Source organism: Rossellomorea sp. FS2, assembly GCF_047915635.1.
Taxonomy (GTDB): Bacteria; Bacillota; Bacilli; order Bacillales; family Bacillaceae_B; genus Rossellomorea; species Rossellomorea marisflavi_A.
In genome coordinates this window covers 695,758-711,724 of the sequence record NZ_JBLRVS010000001.1, presented here as the reverse complement: position 1 = coordinate 711,724, position 15,967 = coordinate 695,758, and the positions used below count along the sequence as shown (strand labels likewise).

General features: G+C 47.9%; 18 protein-coding genes. All 18 read right to left on the bottom strand.

Annotated features, from left to right (window positions below):
- Positions 1–3: 3 nt before the first annotated feature.
- The 18 genes from aroB to ACNA6I_RS03700 all read right to left on the bottom strand — a co-directional run bounded on the left by aroB (position 4) and on the right by ACNA6I_RS03700 (position 15,898).
- Positions 4–1,092, bottom strand: a complete 1,089-nt coding sequence (aroB, locus tag ACNA6I_RS03785) for a 3-dehydroquinate synthase (RefSeq protein ID WP_048014967.1) — start codon at positions 1,090–1,092, stop codon at positions 4–6.
- A 2-nt stretch (positions 1,093–1,094) separates the two neighbouring features.
- Complete coding sequence (aroC, locus tag ACNA6I_RS03780; protein WP_048005883.1) at positions 1,095–2,261, bottom strand: chorismate synthase; 1,167 nt, start codon at positions 2,259–2,261, stop codon at positions 1,095–1,097.
- 235 nt (positions 2,262–2,496) lie between these two features.
- On the bottom strand, positions 2,497–3,264 hold the full coding sequence (locus ACNA6I_RS03775; protein ID WP_048006380.1) for a CheR family methyltransferase: 768 nt from the start codon (positions 3,262–3,264) through the stop codon (positions 2,497–2,499).
- Between the two features lie 208 nt (positions 3,265–3,472).
- The gene (gene ndk, locus ACNA6I_RS03770; RefSeq protein ID WP_048005884.1) at positions 3,473–3,919 is read right to left on the bottom strand and encodes a nucleoside-diphosphate kinase; all 447 of its coding nucleotides are present in this window, start codon (positions 3,917–3,919) and stop codon (positions 3,473–3,475) included.
- A gap of 111 nt (positions 3,920–4,030) precedes the next feature.
- Complete coding sequence (gene hepT, locus ACNA6I_RS03765) at positions 4,031–4,993, bottom strand: heptaprenyl diphosphate synthase component II (RefSeq protein ID WP_063191638.1); 963 nt, start codon at positions 4,991–4,993, stop codon at positions 4,031–4,033.
- A gap of 35 nt (positions 4,994–5,028) precedes the next feature.
- Complete coding sequence (locus ACNA6I_RS03760; protein ID WP_048005886.1) at positions 5,029–5,730, bottom strand: demethylmenaquinone methyltransferase; 702 nt, start codon at positions 5,728–5,730, stop codon at positions 5,029–5,031.
- A 4-nt stretch (positions 5,731–5,734) separates the two neighbouring features.
- Entirely contained in the window at positions 5,735–6,571 is an 837-nt protein-coding gene (locus ACNA6I_RS03755) for a heptaprenyl diphosphate synthase component 1 (RefSeq protein ID WP_053072042.1), read from the bottom strand.
- Between the two features lie 177 nt (positions 6,572–6,748).
- Positions 6,749–6,970: a trp RNA-binding attenuation protein MtrB gene (gene mtrB, locus ACNA6I_RS03750; RefSeq protein WP_048005887.1), complete on the bottom strand. Its 222-nt coding sequence runs from the start codon at positions 6,968–6,970 to the stop codon at positions 6,749–6,751.
- 19 nt (positions 6,971–6,989) lie between these two features.
- Positions 6,990–7,556: a GTP cyclohydrolase I FolE gene (gene folE / locus ACNA6I_RS03745; RefSeq protein ID WP_048005888.1), complete on the bottom strand. Its 567-nt coding sequence runs from the start codon at positions 7,554–7,556 to the stop codon at positions 6,990–6,992.
- Between the two features lie 161 nt (positions 7,557–7,717).
- Entirely contained in the window at positions 7,718–7,990 is a 273-nt protein-coding gene (locus ACNA6I_RS03740) for an HU family DNA-binding protein (protein ID WP_032087878.1), read from the bottom strand.
- 786 nt (positions 7,991–8,776) lie between these two features.
- Positions 8,777–10,255 (bottom strand): stage IV sporulation protein A, encoded by a 1,479-nt coding sequence (gene spoIVA / locus ACNA6I_RS03735; RefSeq protein ID WP_048005889.1) that lies wholly within the window; start codon positions 10,253–10,255, stop codon positions 8,777–8,779.
- Between the two features lie 244 nt (positions 10,256–10,499).
- A complete protein-coding gene (locus tag ACNA6I_RS03730; protein ID WP_048014068.1) occupies positions 10,500–11,207 on the bottom strand; it encodes a hypothetical protein in 708 nt (235 codons plus the stop codon).
- 78 nt (positions 11,208–11,285) lie between these two features.
- A complete protein-coding gene (locus ACNA6I_RS03725; protein ID WP_048005890.1) occupies positions 11,286–11,483 on the bottom strand; it encodes a DUF2768 domain-containing protein in 198 nt (65 codons plus the stop codon).
- A 284-nt stretch (positions 11,484–11,767) separates the two neighbouring features.
- On the bottom strand, positions 11,768–12,757 hold the full coding sequence (locus ACNA6I_RS03720; RefSeq protein ID WP_416313211.1) for an NAD(P)H-dependent glycerol-3-phosphate dehydrogenase: 990 nt from the start codon (positions 12,755–12,757) through the stop codon (positions 11,768–11,770).
- A 77-nt stretch (positions 12,758–12,834) separates the two neighbouring features.
- Positions 12,835–14,145, bottom strand: a complete 1,311-nt coding sequence (der, locus tag ACNA6I_RS03715) for a ribosome biogenesis GTPase Der (protein WP_048014067.1) — start codon at positions 14,143–14,145, stop codon at positions 12,835–12,837.
- Between the two features lie 126 nt (positions 14,146–14,271).
- Positions 14,272–14,463, bottom strand: coding sequence for a capping complex subunit for YIEGIA (locus tag ACNA6I_RS03710; protein ID WP_048005893.1), 192 nt, complete (start codon positions 14,461–14,463; stop codon positions 14,272–14,274).
- Complete coding sequence (locus ACNA6I_RS03705; protein ID WP_048005894.1) at positions 14,460–15,350, bottom strand: YIEGIA family protein; 891 nt, start codon at positions 15,348–15,350, stop codon at positions 14,460–14,462. The genes ACNA6I_RS03710 and ACNA6I_RS03705 overlap by 4 nt, the downstream gene beginning before the upstream one ends.
- A complete protein-coding gene (locus ACNA6I_RS03700; RefSeq protein ID WP_416312960.1) occupies positions 15,347–15,898 on the bottom strand; it encodes a hypothetical protein in 552 nt (183 codons plus the stop codon). The genes ACNA6I_RS03705 and ACNA6I_RS03700 overlap by 4 nt, the downstream gene beginning before the upstream one ends.
- Positions 15,899–15,967 lie beyond the last annotated feature (69 nt).

The following is a 15,967-nucleotide window of genomic DNA, read 5'->3' as shown; positions in this document are numbered from 1 at the left end:
TTTCTATCTATTGATTGTGCGGATGAATGTGTCCGCTTCTTCCAGGTCTTCCTTTGATACCCGGGTAAGGTAGGGTTCTCCGATGTTTCGGAGGAGAACGAATTGAGGTTCTCCATTCTTCGCTTTTTTATCCCGTGTCATAAGGGCATACAGGTCTGCAAACGACAGCTCTTCCGGGATGGTCAGATCATATCCGAGAGAAGCTGCCCAATGGGCGAATCCTTCGACGTCAAAGGTCATCCCTGACATTTTCCTGCTGAGATAAAGGGCATAAATCATTCCGACCACCACGCATTCCCCGTGGGTACGATTCCCGTATCCACTTGCGCTTTCGACGGCATGACCGTACGTATGACCAAAGTTCAGGTAGGCGCGCACACTTGATTCCCTCTCATCCCTGGCGACGATATCAGCCTTTACTTTTATTCCCCGCTCAAGGCACTCTTCCAGAAACACATCATCCAGGGCCCCAAGTCCCCGGAACGAATTCTTGATGTCCTCGAAGAAGTCTTCACCGGATAGGAATGCATGTTTGATGACTTCTCCGAATCCGGAGAGTACTTCCCGTTCCGGCAACGATTTGAGATGATCAAGGTCGAAAAAGACCGCCTCGGGCTGATGAAATTGCCCGATCATATTCTTACCGAGCGGATGGTTGATCGCTACTTTCCCACCGACTGAACTATCATGAGCAAGGATGGTCGTCGGGACCCCGATGAAGGGAACACCCCTCATGAACGTTGAGGCGACGAATCCCGCCATATCCCCGATGGCACCTCCCCCAAGGGCGATGACCACCGAACTGCGGTCGACTCCATTCATAAGTCCATGGGTCATGGCCCTTTCGAACTCCTCGAAGGTCTTCGCCCTCTCCCCGCTTGGTGCGAGATGGACTGTTACATCGAAGGTCTTCTTAAGGTACTCCACGAGAACCATGCCATGAAGATGATAGACGGCTTCATCTGCAATGATCCAGATTTTCCGATCTCTATATCCCTTTTCTATAAGAAAGGATGAAAGGGAATCCGTCAAATGATTCCCGATGATGACGTCATACGTTTTGGAAGCTGTCTCGATCGCTACCTTTTTCATGATTAAAACTCCCTTGATGCGCGTCGCTGTCTTTCCACATTGTCCAGAAGCTGGTCGAAGCGGTCACTGTGGAATTGTTCAACGATTGCCGAAGCAAGCTCCCAAGCCACCACGGCTTCTGCTACGACGCTTGCTGCAGGGACTGCACAGCTGTCTGATCGCTCGATGCTTGCCCTGAACGGTTCTTTCGTTTCGATATCAACACTTTCCAGGGGCTTATAAAGGGTCGGGATCGGCTTCATGACACCTTTGACGCTGATCGGCATCCCTGTCGACATACCACCTTCGAATCCACCCAGGCGATTGGTTCTTCTCGTATACCCGTTCTTTTCATCCCAGATGATTTCATCATGCACTTCGCTTCCGGGTTTTCTCGCCATCTCGAAGCCAAGTCCGAATTCCACCCCTTTAAAGGCATTGATACTCATGACTGCCCTTGCAATTTTCGCATCCAGCTTCCGGTCGTAATGCACATAGCTTCCGACACCTGCAGGCATGCCTTCGACGACGACTTCCACGACGCCCCCGATAGAATCACCGTTTTTCTTCGCTTCATCGATCAGGTCCATCATTTTCTTTCCTGCTTCTTCATCGAGGCATCGTACGGGAGATTCCTCCGTTACGGTTCGCAGTTGATCGATGGACTCATACGTTCCGTTTTCGGACTTGATGCCGCCGATTTCAAGTACGTGGCCGACGACTTCGATCCCGAGCAGCTTCAGGAGCTTCTTCGCTACACTCCCAGCGGCTACGCGTACCGTCGTTTCCCTTGCCGATGAACGCTCAAGAACATTCCTCAGGTCTCTGTGACCGTATTTCATACCGCCTACAAGATCGGCGTGACCAGGGCGCGGCCTTGAGATTTGACGCTTGACTTCATCCGATTCTTCAAAAGGCTCGATTCCCATGATCTTTGTCCAATGGGTCCAGTCCTTGTTTTCCACTACCAGTCCTACAGGTGAGCCCAATGTCTGACCATGACGGACCCCTCCGACGATCTGAGCCTGGTCTTTTTCAATCTGCATCCGCCTGCCGCGGCCGTGGCCTTTTTGACGACGTGCCAGATCTTCATTTATATCTTCAGCCAATAATGGCATCCCTGCTGGAAGTCCTTCGATAATGGTCGTCAATTGCGGACCATGGGATTCTCCTGATGTTAAATATCTCATAACACTTTCCCCCTTCAACTCGTTAAAGAATTATGTATCAATATAACATAACTATCCTCAGAATTCCTAGTACTTATACGTAAAAAAACGAGATTTCCTGTGAAGCTCCCTTTCCTTTCAGCGCTTTAGCAGAGCGCAATAATCAGACTTGAAACAGGTGTTATACTCCTCAGGTAACGATGCGTAAGCCCTTTCATGACTCTATCAAAAAAACAGGATGACCCTATTGCAGGAGTCATCCCGTTCCATTGGACTTTCGGTAGAAAAAGGTCTCCTCCGACTGAAATCCATATTGTGAAGGAGTGAAGATCTGTTCCGTGCTTCCAACGAATAAAAACCCTCCGGGGCTTAACGCCTCATTGAATTTCCTATAGAGTGACGCTTTCGCCTCCTCAGTAAAATAAATGAGAACATTCCTGCAAATGATGAGATCAACATGTGAGTCAAAGGGATCCGCCAGTAGATTTTGCTGCTTGAAGGTGACGGAATTGACAATGCGACGGTCCAGCATATACCTCGTCCCATCTTTCACAAAGTACTTCTTCTTCAGCGGCTCGGGTATCTCCTGAAGAGAGCGCTCCGGATATACGGCTGCCTTCGCCCGTTGAAGAGCATTTTTATCAAGGTCTGTCCCAATTATGGTAAATTGTTCGGGCTTCAGATATTTCAACAGGATCATGGCGATGGTATACGGTTCTTCGCCCGTCGAACAGGCTGCGCTCCATACCTTCAATTTTGTTCCTTTCATCAGCTTCGGCAATACAGACTCTTCGAGGACCTCCCAGCGCTTCTGATTCCTGAAGAACTCCGATACATTGATCGTCATGCGGTCCAGGAATTCTTCCATCTGCTCCCTGTCGTTTTGGATCAGGTTGAAATACTCCTTGAACCCTCGGCATCCCTTCTTTTCATACAAAGCCGTCAGGCGCCTTTTCATTTGAGCTTCTTTATAGAGAGAGAGGTCGATATTGGTTTTACGCTTGACTGATTGAATGAACTCCATATATTCATTGGACAACTGGTTCACACTTTCTTCTTTCGGATTTTGCTACACCTAGTATATCGAACGGAATGCATAAAAGTTTATGGAAAGCAGGAAACTTTATGATCATGGACATTTGGATGCTTTTGATTTTCATCGATGGGGACCCTTCCTCCCGGAACCTGAAAACGAAAAAAGACAAACCGTAGCGACGGTTTGTCGGGATGGATCAGTAGATCCACTCGTTCATCAGTTTTGAGTATTCAAGAAGCTCTTCTTCTTTGAAGAACAATCCAATTTCCCTGACAGCGCTTTCAGATGAGTCAGAACCGTGAATGATATTTTTACCGACCGTCAAACCGAAGTCCCCGCGGATCGTACCGAGATTCGCGTCTTTAGGGTTTGTGGCACCCATCATTCCACGAGCGGTGGTGATGACATTCTCCCCTTGCCAAACCATGGCAAAAACCGGTCCGGAAGTGATGAAATCGACTAATTCTCCGAAGAAAGGTCTTTCTTTATGCTCGCCATAGTGCTCCTTTGCAAGCTCTTCTGATACGTTCATCAACTTGGCTCCTGCAAGCTGAAACCCCTTTTTTTCGAAACGTGCGACAATATCACCGATTAGTCCGCGTTGCACTCCGTCCGGTTTGACCATTAAAAACGTTTTTTCCATGCTCCCCACTCCTATTATGTATGTATAGTATGTCTTAGGACATTACACGAAAATAGTAACAGAGTTTCGCATGTTTGGCAACGTTTCCATTTTAAATTTTCACAATATTTCTCAATATTTTCTTTTTCCAATATAATTTGCAATGTTTTTCAACGTACGCTTCACCTTGTTTGCAGGCAAGTGATCCAAGTCTTCAAGTGCCCTGTCGAGATACCTTTTGCTCAAGGCATAGGATCGTTCGATGGCATCCGTACCCCGTATTGCTTCGATAACGGCCTGGATTTCTCCTAGTGAACTTTCTTCCCTTACGCGGATGATCTTTTCTTTTACTCCGGGGTCATCCATGGCATAAAGCACTGGAAGAGTGATATTCCCTTGCCAAAGGTCGCTTCCTGCCGGTTTCCCGAGCTCCTCCTCTGTTGAAGTAAGATCGAGGATGTCATCGATGATCTGATAGCTCATCCCGACATTGTATCCGAAGTTGAACAGTCTTTTATGTACTTCTTCCGGTGCTCCAGAAGAGATGGCGCCCAGCTGGCAGCTGACCGCGATGAGGAGTGCCGTCTTCCGTTTGATCCGGAGGAGATAATCCCTGAGGTGCTGGTCATATCGATATTTATCCTGGATTTGGGCAATTTCTCCTTTGCACAGCTCCACCAATGTATGAGAAAGGATCCTATGGGCTTCCGGGACCCTGATGTGAGTCATATACTCAAGGGCACGCGCGAAGATATAATCGCCTGTGTACATGGCGACCCGATTGTCCCACTGCGCCTTGATGGTCGGCTTACCTCTCCTGAGCTCCGCATCATCAATGACGTCATCATGGACGAGGGAGGCCATATGCATGAGCTCGAGGGATACGGCCGCATGTTTGACCACGTTGATATCATAGACGCCATACTTTGCAGAGAGCAGGACAAATACAGGTCGTATCCGTTTACCTCCGGCCTGAAGCAGGTGAAGGGAAGCCTCTTGTAAAAGGGAAGAATCCGATTGGATTGCTACTTCCAGCTCTTTTTCTATTTCCTCGATATCCGCTTTGAGAAACGAATACAATCTATTTAACTTCATAGTTTCTCCACCCATTTACCCAAAATATCGTGCGTTCACTTTCTTCCGGAATGCATCGCTGCCACACCGCCGCTGAATGGCTTCACGTGCACATCCCTGAAGCCTGCTTCCTCGAACATGGCTGCAAGCTCTTTCATGCCTGGGAAATCCCTGGCCGATTCCTGTAGCCATGAATATTCATTGAAGCTCTTGGCAAATAGCTTTCCGAAGATCGGCATGATGAATCTGAAATAGCCATAATACATCTGTTTGAACACCGGCATCGTAGGCTGGGATGTTTCCAGGCAGACGGCCATTCCTCCAGGCTTCAACACGCGATTCATTTCCTTGAGGACATGAAGATAATCGGGTACGTTCCGAAGTCCGAAACCGATCGTCACATAATCGAAGGTATCATCTTCAAATGGCAGTTCCATTGCATTCCCATGAATCAGTTCGATATTGTCGAACCGGGAATCCCGTACTTTTTCTTCCCCGATCGAAAGCATGTTTTGGCTGAAATCAAGCCCCTTGACTTCACCTGTTTCTCCCACCTCTTCAGCGATGGCCAAAGTCCAATCAGCCGTTCCGCAGCATACATCCAGTGCCTTGCTTCCCGGTTCCACCGACATATGCTTCATTGTTTCCTTGCGCCACTTCTTATGCTGTTGAAAGCTGATGACAGAATTCATCTTGTCGTAATTACCATAAATTTTTTCAAATACTCCATGTACTCTCTGTTCTTTAGACTGCTGCATTCCGTTACCCTTCTTCCGCATATAATTTCGTCATTTCCCGTGGTTCGGCATAGGGCAGCAGTTCAAGTACAATCTTCTTCAGATTGGGGGCGACAAGACCCCCATCCTCCATATTCCGATGAACGGCCGCTTTCACGCCCTCAATGAGCCGGTCAAGGGACGAAAGCAAATGCCTATGACCTTCACTTTTCTTTTTCAAGAGCCCACTCTCCCTCATGGCCGACGGTAGGCTAACCTTCGCCAATGCCTGCAGGAAGCTTGTCGTTTCGGTCTCCTCCAAGCTGCTTCGCTCCTGGATGAGCTTCTTGTATACAAGCACATCCGAGACGACTTCTTCCCAACGGGAATCGTCCATGAATGCGAAGAAATTGGAAATGATGGAGGCCTCCCGTTTCCTCAGGGTCTTCATAAGGGCGGTGATGTCGGCGTGATCTCCCTTGTAGATGGATATCTTACTCTCGTTGACTTCCTTGATGGCTTTTGCGAGGATCGCAATCAAGTCAACCTCATCCGTTTCAGCGAGGATTTTGTAATATAGACTACTGAAATACACTCCGGCAAGGACCGTGAGCTGCCTTTCTTTCAGCGGATCAAACTCCGAATTGGTGACTTTTTCATGGGTATCAAGGGCAATCTGCAAAAGCATGGCAGTAGAAATCCACTGAACCTCTTCCAAGCTGATGTCCCCATTCGCCTCTGCAAACGGAAGTAAAAGGAAATGGATCCGATCCCGATCAATATAGGGATGATCGATATATTCCTTTAAATAAGAGTGATGCAGCTGCTCTTCCACGTATTGATGAATGATATTCGCTTGATGGTTGCAATCAATGAATTTCATACCCGGTAATCCCCATTTCTACTATGTATCGATCTATAATTTTCAGCATTATGTATTATATCATATATTCATGTCCAAATGGGTAAACCGCCACGAGGTTTATAGTGAAAGGGACGATGTTGAAGGCCACGCCTTCTCTCCCGTCCCACGGATTCAGCACCCCATCAGCGGTGGACCCTATTTACGGCTGTCGCTCTCCATTTCACCATAGGCGGTCTGGATGGACGCCTTGCCCCGTATCTTGATGGCTGACGTATGATCGGTGAACTGAGCAATCATCACTTCCCCTTTATCCAGCTTTTCAGAATGGTGGAAACGTGTATCCGTTCCCCGGGTCAGACCGATGACATTCACCCCATCTTCAATGGCTTTGATTACAATGTAGTCATTGCTGTTCATCCACGTTCACTCCCGAGTATTAGTCCTTGATGAACGAAAGCACTTCGTTCCTCGCTTGTGCATCCTCTTTGAAGCTTCCACGCACAGCCGTTGTAACGGTACTTGCCCCCGGCTTCTTCACGCCACGCATTGTCATGCACATATGTTCCGCTTCAACCACGACCATGACACCATGAGGTTCAAGTGTCTCCATGATGGTATCTGCAACGGTCGATGTGATCCGTTCTTGCAGCTGAGGACGTTTGGCAACCGTCTCTACCGCACGTGCCAGCTTGCTTAGTCCGGTAACCCGGCCATTCCGGGGAATGTAGGCTACATGAGCCTTCCCGAAGAAAGGTACAAGATGATGCTCACACATGGAATGGAACGGAATATCTTTGACGAGGACAAGCTCCTCATGATCTTCACCAAAGATCGTTTCAAAATATTCCTTCGGATCCTGATGCATGCCGGAGAATACTTCAGCATACATTTTCGCTACCCTTTTAGGTGTATCAAGCAAACCTTCTCTATTAGGATTATCTCCTATCGCTTCCAGAATTAATCGGACAGCGTCTTCAATCTGGCGGTAATTCACTTCGGCCATCGTCTTTTCCTCCTAAAGTAACTTAAAGAAATAGTAACATTGTATATAGTATCACAAGCCATCTCCCCCATCAAAGCAGAGTGCTTTGGGAACGCGCCGCATGATGGCGATTGATAAAAAAAGACCGCACAATGTGCGGTCTTTACGCTCAAAGTATGTAATTATTTTACAGCTTCTTTAAGCGCTTTACCTGGTTTGAAAGCAGGTACTTTGCTTGCTGAGATCTCGATTTCTTCACCAGTTTGTGGGTTGCGGCCTTTACGGGCAGCACGCTCGCGTACCTCGAAGTTACCGAATCCGATCAACTGTACTTTATCACCATTTGCCAGTGATTCCTGGATTGTATCAAAAACAGCGTCGACTGCTTTTGTTGCGTCCTTCTTAGAAAGTTCAGCAGCTTCTGCAACAGCATTGATTAGTTCTGTCTTGTTCATGCCATTCACCTCCTCCCAAGGAAATGCCTCAGTTTTGGTTCATTTACTTTTACTATCATTAGTAAACAAGTTTAGCGAATTCTATACATGAACAGTAAAAAATCGCTTGAAAACGTTGATGAATCAATATTCAACAACAATTCTGTTAGTAGATTATCATAATAGATTCGCCTTAGCAAGAATAAAACCAGAAATAATGGGAATCTTTTCTTATTTGATACACAAATGTAATAGAAGCCCCTCTTTTTGGCTTTAAATACAAGGTTTATCCATCATTCCACCCTTCGTCACTCTACCCTTGGGCATTTATTCTTAAACCTTGTGAAGCCTATTTTTGTTTACCCATCTAAAAAAAGGTGCAGGGGCCGTGTCTTTACCCCTTACCGCTTCCCCCATTGTCAGCCGTTGGTCCCCATCCCCGGGTCCCTCATGGGCGGTCACTCACCAGATCAGGATCGTCCGACCGGATTTATTCACTCATACCTATAAGAATAATGATTCAAACCATGACCCAACCCGATCACAAGGCAGGTTGGAGAGTGTCTGTTCGAACGTTTCTGCAGGTCTGTCCCCCGGACTCATCCACCCCATTTCTAAGTATACCCCTTTACTGGACCGCTTCCCCGTCTGCCCTATCGCACCCATACCTGTACGCTCAGCACGGACAGATCGCGGCAGACGCAAGCAAGGCCCACACTGAAATAAAAGCAATATACTATGGGATAGCCTTCATGGATTTCCCCATAAAAAAAACCTCCCGACACTCATTCATGTCGGGAGATTCCGTTAAAGGATGATGGCGATCAGGCCGCCGGACCCCTCATTGATGATCCGTTCCAGGGTATCCTTGAGCTTGTAGCGGGCATTTTCAGGCATGAGGGATAGCTTTGCCTGGATGCCTTCCCTTACGATCGAGCTCAGGGATCGTCCGAAGATATCAGAGTTCCAGATTGACAGCGGATCGTCTTCGAAGTCCTGCATGAGGTAGCGAACAAGTTCTTCGCTTTGTTTCTCCGTCCCGATGATCGGCTCGAATTTGGACTGAACATCGACCTTGATCATATGGATCGACGGAGCGACAGCTTTCAGGCTGACGCCGAAACGCGATCCCTGCCTGATGATTTCCGGCTCATCGAGGCTCATGTCGGACAAGGAAGGGGCTGCTATGCCATAACCCGTCTGCTTCACCATCCGCAGGGCATCGGATATTTGGTCATACTCCGCTTTGGCATGGGCGAAATCCTGCATGAGCTCAAGGAGATGATCTTTCCCCCTGATCTCGACGCCGACGATTTCCTTCAGCACTTCATCATAGAGTTCATCCGGTGCATACAGGTCGATTTCGGCGATCCCTTGCCCCATGTCGATACCAGCCAGTCCAGCCCTCTCGATATGCTCGATTTCGCTGAAGTGGTGGACGACCCGGTCCACATCCCTCAGGCGCTTGATGTCTTTCACCGTCTCCTTGACGGCCTCCTGATAGTTCTGCCTCAACCAATGCTCTTCTTTCAGCACCATGACCCAGCTCGGAAGATTGACGTTCACTTCCAAGACCGGGAATTCGAACAGCGCTTCCCTCAGGACGTTCATGACATCCGAATCTCTCATGCTTTCCACGCTCATGGCTAGCACCGGAATATCATATTTATCCTGAAGCTTCAGTCGCAGGTCTTCGGTTTCCGGCGCATGCGGCCTTGCCGAGTTGATGACCATGATGAACGGCTTGCCGACTTCCTTCAGTTCCTCAATCACTCTCTCTTCTGCTTCGATGTAATCTCCGCGACCGATTTCGCCGATGGAGCCGTCGGTCGTGACGACCACACCGATCGTGGAATGCTCCTGGATGACCTTCCGGGTCCCGATCTCAGCCGCTTCATGGAACGGGATCGGTTCTTCATACCACGGCGTGTTGATCATCCTCGGGCCATTCTCGTCTTCGTATCCCTTGGCACCCGGTACGGTATACCCCACACAGTCTACCAATCTTATATTCACTTCAAGGCCTTCATCCACATGAACGGAAATGGCCTGGTTCGGTACAAATTTCGGCTCTGTCGTCATGATGGTCCTTCCGGCAGCGCTCTGAGGCAGTTCATCCTGTGCCCTGGCCCGCTCGGATTCACTTGCAATATTGGGCAGGACCACCAGTTCCATGAATTTCTTAATGAACGTCGACTTCCCGGTCCTTACAGCCCCTACAACCCCCAGGTAAATATCCCCACCCGTTCTTTCGGCAATGTCTTTAAATAGATCGACTCTTTCCAAGAGACTCCCTCCTATCTTCTATTCCAAGGATCGAATTCATCCGCTTATGCTGTCTCTCACAGTAGGTTTGATGTTGTCCTAATGTCTTAAGACTATTAATATGCACCTTTTACCCCCTTATGAATGATTTCAGAAATTTATTATGTCTTGGCATTTATGATCCTTCATACAGAGAAGGGAATAAAAAAATGTCATAATAAAAAACCCTTCTCCTACACTATATTTTGCAGGAGAAGGGTTATGCCTATTTTGTCATGAAGACCGGTTCATTCTTATCATCTATCGTATACGGGAGTGAATAGGCAGGGACGAATAGAGAATCATCGGTCAACAGCCGACGGATGTCTTCCCCTTCCTTCACATCCTTCTTATCTTTCACCTTATCGTACAGATCCATCGAATAGTCTACGAAGATGTCTCCGTCTCCGTTGATGATGAGAGGAAGATTATGATTCGTGTATGGACTTTGGACATATACTTCATCATCATATCCGAGTTCCTTATAGTTGAGCTTGTATACATTTTCCGCCACCTGCTTTTCAAAAGGCGGGTAATCCTGTGCCTGGATGCGGATATTCACTTCCCTGATCCTTTCTGCCATCCGGAGATCAAAGATCTTCACTTTGGGATCCTCTTCCGCATCGATGATGACATATTGGAAGATCCCACCGCTCTCGAATGCATTACCCGGTACTTCATTGAGATACTGAGGGACGAGCTTTTTGAAATCCAGGGGATATTTCTGATAGATGGGGGTATCTTCTTCCTTTGTTTTGATCGGGAGAAGTCCGCCCGTGTCTTTCTGATATGTATCGACGGCTTCTTGAACCGTTTTGACCTGTGCATCGTAAGGAATTCTGTTCTGGCTTTTATTTTCTTCCGGATACAAGCATCCCGATAGGAGGCTCATGGTGATGACCAGAAGCAAAGCTAGTACTCCGTTCTTTTTCAATCATAATCGTCCTTTCACAGTGGAGCTGTTCAACCCGCCGATTTCTTGGTCGGCACCCTCGGACGGGATTGAAGCGCTTTAATTTGACGGTCCGCTCAATACGATATAGAGCATGGTGAGCCCTCCGGCTATCATCATGATATAGGCCGCAAAGGCAGTGACGAATTTCAATATCTTCTGTTTGATTTTATAACGGCTGAAGTAAATGGTGATAATCGCAAAAAACATAAAGCCCATCGATGCGAATGAAATCCACATCTTCATCATTGAAGTCATGATGTATCCCCTCCCATTTATCGAATTGTATTATAACATAAGAATTTCCGAAAAAAACAAAAAATCCGAATCTGAAACAAAGTTTCCATTATTATGTCATGAAGCGCATTCATTTCCACTAAATCGCAAAAAAACAGCCGATAATGCCAAGGTTTAACCCCCTAGCATTACCGGCTGAACAGCTTGAGACCTACCCATCCATAAGCAAAGCTGTATATATTCAAGACAGTGTATGCACATTTGTTGCTTACGTAACCTCTAAATGCCCATGGATGGCTGTTTTTTTAATCCGTCAGACGTTCTCCGAGGATATTGACGAGATCTTCCATCTCATTCGTCTTGACCCTTGCCATGAGATGGTCGACCGCTTCCTTCGCCTTGACCTCATTGAACAGCACGTCATAAAGAACATTTGTGATCGGCATTTTCACATCATACTTCTCGGCTAGCTGATGGGCAGCCTTCGTGGTACGGACGCCTTCCACCACCATCCCCATGTTTTCCAGCACTTCATCGAGATTCTTGCCTTGACCGAGAAGATTTCCGGCTCTCCAGTTCCTGGAGTGGACGCTCGTACACGTGACGATGAGGTCGCCGATTCCCGTAAGACCTGAGAATGTCAGGGGATTCGCCCCCATTTTCGTGCCCAGTCGTGCAATCTCTGCAAGCCCCCTCGTAATGAGGGCAGCTTTCGCATTGTCACCGTATCCAAGGCCGTCCGTGATCCCGGCAGCAAGGGCGATGATGTTTTTCAGGGCCCCGCCGATTTCAACACCAAGAAGATCCGGGTTTGTATATACCCTGAAGTTCTTGTTCATGAAAAGGTCCTGCACTTCTTCTGCGGCCTTCATGTTTTTTGAAGACACCGTCACGGTCGTCGGATGGCGCAAACTTACTTCTTCGGCATGACTCGGTCCGGAAAGGACAACGATGGCCTCCCTGTTCACTTCATCCATTTCTTCTTCGATGATTTCAGAGATCGTCAAGAGTGAATCGGGTTCGATCCCTTTGCTTACATGAACAACCGTCAACGGACCAGCCTGCTCCTCCTGAATCCTGCCGAGCACTCCGCGGATTGCCTTTGTCGGGACCGCAAGGATGATTGTGTCCACCCCTTGAAGGGCTTCTGCCAAGTTGTGATAGCCGCGGATCGTTTCAGGTAGTTTAATATCTTTCAGGTATTTCGCGTTGGTATGGTGGCGATTGATTTCATCGATCTGTTCTTGTTTGTGTCCCCATAGGCGGACCGGTACATCGTTATCGGCGAGGACCATGGCCAGGGCAGAACCCCAGCTCCCGGCGCCGATTACGGCAACTTCTTTAGAATGTTTCACTGCCTACACCTGCCTCATTATTTTCTCGCTCTTGCAATGATACGAATAGGAGTTCCTTCAAATCCAAATGCGTCCCTGATCCGGTTTTCCAGGAAACGTTCATAAGAGAAATGCATCAATTCAGGATCATTGACGAATACAACGAATGTAGGAGGCTTGACGGCCACCTGTGTCGCATAGTAGATCCTGAGACGCTTCCCATTGTCAGTAGGGGTTGGATTCATCGCGACAGCATCCATGACCACCTCATTCAACACGCTGGACTGAACGCGCATGGAGTGGTTTTCGCTGGCTACGTTGATCATCGGCAGAAGCGTATGAATGCGCTTTTTGGTAAGGGCCGATAAGAATACGATCGGTGCGTAATCAAGGAACTGGAAGTGATCCCTGATGTTCTTCTCCCACTTGTTCATGGTTTTTTCGTCTTTCTCAACAGCATCCCATTTGTTCACAACAATGATGACGGCACGGCCGGCATCATGGGCATAGCCTGCGATCTTCTTATCCTGTTCGATGATGCCTTCGTCGCCATCGATGACAACCAGGACGACATCAGATCGCTCAATGGCCCTCAGGGCACGAAGGACGCTGTATTTCTCCGTCGTTTCATAGACCTTCCCTTTTTTCCTCATACCTGCAGTATCGATGATGACATAGTCCTGACCATCGTAGGAATAAGAGGAATCGACTGCATCCCTGGTCGTTCCGGCAACATTGCTCACAATGACCCTGTCTTCTCCAAGAAGGGCGTTGACGAGGGATGATTTACCGACGTTCGGACGGCCGATCAATGAAAACTTGATCACTTCATCATCATAATCCTCTTCCTCTTCTTGCTTGAAATGCTTCACTACATCATCCAGGAGATCACCCAGGCCAAGACCATGTGATCCTGAAATCGGATAAGGCTCCCCGAATCCCAGGGAATAGAAATCATAGACCAATTCCCTCATTTCCGGGTTATCTACCTTATTTACCCCAAGAACGACCGGTTTACTCGACCGGTAAAGGATCTTTGCCACCACTTCATCCGCAGCCGTCACCCCTTCTCTTCCATTGGTCAGGAAGATGATGACATCGGCTTCATCGATGGCGATTTCGGCCTGCTGTCTGATTTGATCTAAAAACGGCTCGTCCCCGATCTCGATCCCGCCCGTATCGATCATATTGAATTCATGAGTCAGCCACTCTGCAGAACTATAGATCCGGTCCCTCGTCACGCCCGGTACGTCTTCGACGATTGAAATCCGTTCACCGACGATCCGGTTGAAGATCGTGGACTTCCCGACATTCGGACGTCCGACGATGGCTACCACTGGCTTTGTCATATTGTTCACCCTTTCTATCTATCGCTTCCGTTTCATTAATTCGCGTTTATGTAGAGAAGGACTGGCCCTTCAATGGGTCAGTCCCCTTAACTTAAGTATTTTAACAATAAAAGATGAAACTAGCAATTAGTGTTTTACAATAATGAATAAGCCTTCGTCCAACTCATGGGCAATTCCATCAAGGATGGCTTCCAGGTTATTGCACACTTTCTGCAGTTCTTCAATGGTTTTACAATGAAAGACTGCTGTTCCTGAAGGTACCCTTTCAGGCGAAGTGGTAACTGCTGCCAGGATGAATTTTTGTATGACCGTGCTCATTTGCGTGCCTCCTTATTCGCCTTGGATTCAGAGGGCATCCTAATCGCATTTTCTAGCGTTGGGACCTGCCCGAGGATGGAGATTGCCATATCGACATCCTTTTTCTGAGGAAGCACGAAGATTCCCACTCGTCCATCATCCAGATCCCGCTTTGCCAGCGGTGTAAGGGCAGGCGTACCGGAATCTTTAAAAATCCCGAGCGACGTGGAGATATCATGGAGGATCGCTTGTCTTTGGCCAAGATTTGCAAGTGTTGAATTGGCATCGAACGTTTTTGGTGCGAGGATGAAGCCCATCCCGTACTTCATGATTTCCTCCTGTCTCGCAGGAAGCCCGATATTCATGATGTAGATATTATCAACATACAGCCCGGGTCCATCGAAATGGGGCTTGATGAACTCAATATCCACAATGTCCTTCAGCTTCCCTCCTGCCATCAGCATATGGGACACAAACATGCAGGCCAGACTGACCACAAGGGCAATATAAAAATTGAAAACGATGAAGGTCAAGGTCGCGATCAATGAAGTGAAGATCACAAGATAGTTCCGGCTTTCAAAGGCGACGGCAATTCCTTCTATATAGGTGGCTCCACGGGGAACAAGCTCATAGGCATCCAGTTCCGTGAGTGTCGTCCTCTCCATATTACGGACATCCCTGAACTGTGAAGCCGCCACCGTCAGGAAGGTGATGGCCGTGAAGTTCTCTTCCATCAGGGCAGGGATCGCGATGGCACCAAGACCTGACGCAATGAACCCAAGCGCGATGTGAATGATCTTGCCGTGAAGATACGTTGGATATTGCCGGTAGTCCGTGCGCAGCATATAGATCCGTGTAAGGGTCCCTGCCACTACACCGAAGATCACCGGAAAAACATAGTCATTCATAAGTGATGTACATCCCCCTTGTTCGACTGAAGTTTTGCATTAAATAATCGATTCATATACACAAGCCCATCGATTCCCAGCAAGATAAGAAAAGAAACGGCAGCTGCGTCCATGTACTTGTGCTCCCCGATCGTGTGTCCAAAACCGATGGCCGTCAAGATCACGCCGATGAATACCTGCCCCAGGGCCCCTCCTAGCAGGGCAGATGCATACCTCACGTTTCTGGAAGCTACGTCCCCGTAAAAGAGAAAGCCCATTATAATGAGGACGACCACATCGGCAATAAAGGGATCTACAATCATCAATACAGGGTCGTAGATTGATACCAGCTTCAAACCTGTCAGGCACATGGCCGTTGAGATCAAGCTGATGAAAAGATACAATTTTTTGCGCAGTGACAGTTCCCTTATAGTCCACAGTGTCAACGATACGATCAGGACCAAGGGCATGGTGACCCGGTAATGACCGATTTCCAATTCAAATGGAAAGGAAGCAATCAGGATCAAACTGAAAAAGGAAATCCAAAAACGTACCCGTCCCTTTCTCATCAAAAACGTACTGAAAATCCAGACTCCCCATAGAATCCACAAATAAAAAATACCTTCCATGACGTTCAC

Excerpts from the sequence above, each read along its gene's own strand:
- ACNA6I_RS03740 (WP_032087878.1), bottom strand. The coding sequence starts at position 7,990 with ATGAACAAGACAGAACTAATCAATGCTGTTGCAGAAGCTGCTGAACTT.
- ACNA6I_RS03700 (WP_416312960.1), bottom strand. The coding sequence starts at position 15,898 with ATGAGAAAGGGACGGGTACGTTTTTGGATTTCCTTTTTCAGTTTGATC.
- ndk (WP_048005884.1), bottom strand. The coding sequence starts at position 3,919 with ATGGAAAAAACGTTTTTAATGGTCAAACCGGACGGAGTGCAACGCGGA.
- aroB (WP_048014967.1), bottom strand. The coding sequence starts at position 1,092 with ATGAAAAAGGTAGCGATCGAGACAGCTTCCAAAACGTATGACGTCATC.
- ACNA6I_RS03725 (WP_048005890.1), bottom strand. The coding sequence starts at position 11,483 with ATGACTTCAATGATGAAGATGTGGATTTCATTCGCATCGATGGGCTTT.
- ACNA6I_RS03760 (WP_048005886.1), bottom strand. The coding sequence starts at position 5,730 with ATGCAGCAGTCTAAAGAACAGAGAGTACATGGAGTATTTGAAAAAATT.
- ACNA6I_RS03720 (WP_416313211.1), bottom strand. The coding sequence starts at position 12,757 with ATGGTCCTCGCCGATAACGATGTACCGGTCCGCCTATGGGGACACAAA.
- der (WP_048014067.1), bottom strand. The coding sequence starts at position 14,145 with ATGACAAAGCCAGTGGTAGCCATCGTCGGACGTCCGAATGTCGGGAAG.
- aroC (WP_048005883.1), bottom strand. The coding sequence starts at position 2,261 with ATGAGATATTTAACATCAGGAGAATCCCATGGTCCGCAATTGACGACC.
- ACNA6I_RS03705 (WP_048005894.1), bottom strand. The coding sequence starts at position 15,350 with ATGAATGACTATGTTTTTCCGGTGATCTTCGGTGTAGTGGCAGGGACC.
- ACNA6I_RS03710 (WP_048005893.1), bottom strand. The coding sequence starts at position 14,463 with ATGAGCACGGTCATACAAAAATTCATCCTGGCAGCAGTTACCACTTCG.
- folE (WP_048005888.1), bottom strand. The coding sequence starts at position 7,556 with ATGGCCGAAGTGAATTACCGCCAGATTGAAGACGCTGTCCGATTAATT.
- ACNA6I_RS03775 (WP_048006380.1), bottom strand. The coding sequence starts at position 3,264 with ATGGAGTTCATTCAATCAGTCAAGCGTAAAACCAATATCGACCTCTCT.
- ACNA6I_RS03755 (WP_053072042.1), bottom strand. The coding sequence starts at position 6,571 with ATGAAATTCATTGATTGCAACCATCAAGCGAATATCATTCATCAATAC.
- mtrB (WP_048005887.1), bottom strand. The coding sequence starts at position 6,970 with ATGAACAGCAATGACTACATTGTAATCAAAGCCATTGAAGATGGGGTG.
- hepT (WP_063191638.1), bottom strand. The coding sequence starts at position 4,993 with ATGAAGTTAAATAGATTGTATTCGTTTCTCAAAGCGGATATCGAGGAA.